This window comes from Arhodomonas sp. KWT, from assembly GCF_010993615.1.
In genome coordinates this window covers 1-2217 of the sequence record NZ_WNXE01000316.1, presented here as the reverse complement: position 1 = coordinate 2217, position 2217 = coordinate 1, and the positions used below count along the sequence as shown (strand labels likewise).

Here is a 2217-nt window from a genome sequence, read left to right as displayed (position 1 = left end):
GCCTCGCCTACGTGCATATCATCGAGGGCGCGACCGGGGGGGACCGGGAGTTCCAGCCCTTCGACTATGCCGCCCTGCGCCGGCGTTTCCCCGGCTGCTGGATGGCGAACAACGGCTACACCCCGGCAATGGCGGGCGAGGCCGTCGCCAGCGGCTACGCCGACCTGGTCGCGTTCGGACGCTCGTTCATCTCCAACCCGGACCTGGTGCAGCGCATCGCCCTGGACGCGCCGATGCAGAAGGCGGACTCCAGCACCTTCTATGGCGGCGACGAACGCGGCTACACCGACTACCCGTTCATGGAGCAAGCGGCCACCGCGTAGTCCCGGCCGGGCACGGAGCGGCCCTGCAGGGCCGCTCCGCGGCGGTCACTGGCCGTCGCTGAGCATGGCGTAGAGTTCGTCCTTGAGCTGGACGCGGCGCTTCTTGCGATCCTCGACGTAGTCGTCGGAGGGGGTCTCGTTGCCCTCCTCGATGCGCCGCACCTCATGATCCACCTCGTGGTACTCGTCGAACAACCGCGCGAAATGCCGGTCGTTCATCTTGAGCTCGTGGATACGCTCGCGGAACTCGGGGAACTCGTGGACGAGGTCGTGTTTCTCGATCTGCATCGTTACGCCTTCTCGCTGTGACCGTTCGGGGATTACTAATCTTCTCAGAGGTCTTGTCATGCGTCAGCCGGACCGTGCGCCAATGGGGCAAGACGCCAGGCGCGCGATATAACCGGCACCATGAGCGGCGAGCAACGCAGTCCCATCGGCGCACGGTCCAGCCCGAAGGGAGCGCCAGAGCGCTCAGACACGAGACAAGACCTCTGAGAAGATCAGTATCATGGCCCGGCAGCGGCAGGACCGCTTGACCCGGATCATCTATCCGCCACGATGAGGGTGGGGGCCGGAGACGACAACCGACGACAACCACGGAACAGGGACTACCCGATGAGCGAAGACCGCGTGACCCGACTGAAGGCCATGGAGCGCGAGGAGCTCGAACGGATCGAGGGCTACGAGCGCCACGTCCGCCGCGCCGACGGCGCCCTCGACCGCGATACCGAAGAGCAGGCCATCGAGCTGGAGAACGACGAGGTCGTCGAGCGGCTGCTGCAGACCAGCCGCGAGCGCGTCGAGCAGATCCGCCACGCCCTCGCCCGCATCGACCAGGGCCAGGGAGGGACCTGTGAGTCCTGCGGCGGTCCCATTGCCGCCGATCGGCTGGAGGCACTGCCTACCGCCACGCTGTGCAGCGACTGCGCCAGCGAGCAGGACTGACCCAAGCGCATCCCGGAGGAGGAGAGACCCATGCCCGCATTCCATGGAATGCGCCGGGCCCTTGTGGCCCTGGCGTTCACCGTTCCCCTGGCCGCGGTCGGCGCCGACCGCGGCGCGACCGTCGCCAGCAGCGGCAATGGCGACGGCGCCCCGCCCTGCGCGAGCTGCCACGGTGCGGACGGCGGCGGTAACGCCGCCGCCGGCTACCCGCGGCTGGCCGGCCTGCCCGCGGAGTACCTGGCTGCCCAGCTCCACGCCTTCGCCGACGGCCGCCGCGTCAACGCGGTGATGAAGCCGACCGCCTCGGCGCTATCCGACGCCGACATCGCCGCGGTCGCCGAGCACTACGCGCAGATGGCGCCCCCCGCCGGCGATGGCGGCACGCCGGGCGACCACCCGCAGGGCCGGCGCATTGCCCAGGACGGCCTCTGGGAGCAGGGCGTACCCGCCTGCACCACCTGCCATGGCCCGGACGGCCGCGGCGTGGGTAGCGTGTTCCCGCCACTCGCCGGCCAACACGCGAACTACCTGCGCAACCAGATCGAGGCCTGGCAGTCTGGCGACCGCCACGACGACCCCCACGGCCTGATGGCCTCTGTCGCCGGACGCCTCGAGGCGGACCAGGCAGCCGCCGTGGCCGAATACTTCGCCGCGCTGCCCGCCACCCGGCAGTAGGCGCCGGCGGAACCGAGAGGAGAACCATCATGACGACCCGCATGCACGCCGCGATCCCGGCCGCCGTCGCGCTAGGCCTCGCGCTCACGTTCGCCGCCGGTGCCGGCCATGCCGCCGACGACCTGCGCGCCCAGAAGGAGCTGGCCCCGAGCCCGGACGCCGGCGAGGCGGGCTACCACCAGGCCCCCTCCCCCGACGCCATCCCGGACGGCGCGTTCGGCGACTCCGTGCGCCGCGGCCGCGAGGCATTCATCCATACCCGCAAGAACGCCGG

At 70.4% G+C, this 2217-nt stretch carries 3 protein-coding genes and 2 pseudogenes; 4 read left to right on the top strand and 1 reads right to left on the bottom strand.

Features of this window, described 5'->3' with window-relative positions; translation table 11 throughout:
- Positions 1-323, top strand: a pseudogene (locus tag G7A99_RS18370) (alkene reductase); the annotation flags it as partial.
- 45 nt (positions 324-368) lie between these two features.
- On the opposite strand, the gene G7A99_RS18365 reads toward G7A99_RS18370, so the two are convergent.
- On the bottom strand, positions 369-611 hold the full coding sequence (locus G7A99_RS18365; protein ID WP_018717922.1) for a YdcH family protein: 243 nt from the start codon (positions 609-611) through the stop codon (positions 369-371).
- 327 nt (positions 612-938) lie between these two features.
- On the opposite strand from G7A99_RS18365, the gene G7A99_RS18360 reads away from it, so the two are divergent.
- The 3 genes and pseudogenes from G7A99_RS18360 to G7A99_RS18350 form a co-directional block, all read left to right on the top strand.
- Positions 939-1268 (top strand): TraR/DksA C4-type zinc finger protein, encoded by a 330-nt coding sequence (locus G7A99_RS18360; protein WP_018717921.1) that lies wholly within the window; start codon positions 939-941, stop codon positions 1266-1268.
- Positions 1269-1298: 30 nt separating this feature from the next.
- Positions 1299-1943 carry a cytochrome c gene (locus tag G7A99_RS18355; protein ID WP_156831172.1) on the top strand — a complete coding sequence of 215 codons (645 nt, stop codon included), beginning with the start codon at positions 1299-1301 and terminating at the stop codon, positions 1941-1943.
- 29 nt (positions 1944-1972) lie between these two features.
- Positions 1973-2217: pseudogene (locus G7A99_RS18350) on the top strand (cytochrome C); the annotation flags it as partial.

What these genes read in the sequence shown, in the direction of transcription:
- G7A99_RS18365 (WP_018717922.1), bottom strand. Translation starts at nt 611, where the DNA reads ATGCAGATCGAGAAACACGACCTCGTCCACGAGTTCCCCGAGTTCCGC.
- G7A99_RS18360 (WP_018717921.1), top strand. Translation starts at nt 939, where the DNA reads ATGAGCGAAGACCGCGTGACCCGACTGAAGGCCATGGAGCGCGAGGAG.
- G7A99_RS18355 (WP_156831172.1), top strand. Translation starts at nt 1,299, where the DNA reads ATGCCCGCATTCCATGGAATGCGCCGGGCCCTTGTGGCCCTGGCGTTC.